General features: G+C 59.9%; 1 protein-coding gene. It reads left to right on the forward strand.

Annotated elements, in window-relative coordinates; all coding sequences use genetic code 11:
• The coding region (locus tag OEJ36_RS30375) for a calcium-binding protein (RefSeq protein ID WP_317891615.1) at positions 1 to 1,035 on the forward strand (1,035 nt) is incomplete at both ends.

Genomic DNA, 1,035 nt, shown 5'->3' on the forward strand with positions numbered 1-1,035 from the left:
GGCTACGGCAACGACACCCTGATCGGTGGCAGCGGCGACGACCAGCTCCTCGGCAATGAGCACAACGACGTCCTGCACGGCGGAACGGGTAACGATTCACTTCTCGGCGGGACTGGCGACGACACCTATCTCTTCAACCTGGGCGACGGTCAAGACACCATCCAGGAATACGCTGGCCATGGCTCCTGGAACGACGTCCTGCGCTTTGGTGAGGGTATCCGTCCGGAGGACATCATCGTCCGTCGTGATGGCACCAGCCTGGTACTCGAACACGTCAATGGCGCCGACAAGGTCACCGTCGAATATTGGTTCTACAACGGCGGCTACGAAACCTCTTACCAACTCGACCGCATCGAGTTCGCTGACGGCAGCGTCTGGCAAGGTGGTGACATCAGTACACGTGCACTCCGCCTGGAAGGCACTGCCGCAGATGACACCCTGGTCGGCGTCGACAACTACAACAACGTCCTGCTCGGCCTGCAAGGGAACGACAATCTTTCAGCAGGCGGTGGTCACGATCTACTGGATGGTGGAGAAGGAAACGACACCCTCAAAGGCGGCTACGGCAACGACACCCTGATCGGTGGCAGCGGCGACGACCAGCTCCTCGGCAATGAGCACAACGACGTCCTGCACGGCGGAACGGGTAACGATTCACTTCTCGGCGGGACTGGCGACGACACCTATCTCTTCAACCTGGGCGACGGTCAAGACACCATCCAGGAATACGCTGGCCATGGCTCCTGGAACGACGTCCTGCGCTTTGGTGAGGGTATCCGTCCGGAGGACATCATCGTCCGTCGTGATGGCACCAGCCTGGTACTCGAACACGTCAATGGCGCCGACAAGGTCACCGTCGAATATTGGTTCTACAACGGCGGCTACGAAACCTCTTACCAACTCGACCGCATCGAGTTCGCTGACGGCAGCGTCTGGCAAGGTGGTGACATCAGTACACGTGCACTCCGCCTGGAAGGCACTGCCGCAGATGACACCCTGGTCGGCGTCGACAACTACAACAACGTCCTGCTCGGC

Source organism: Pseudomonas sp. PDM13 (assembly GCF_025685765.1).
In the GTDB taxonomy this organism is placed as follows: Bacteria; Pseudomonadota; Gammaproteobacteria; order Pseudomonadales; family Pseudomonadaceae; genus Metapseudomonas; species Metapseudomonas solani.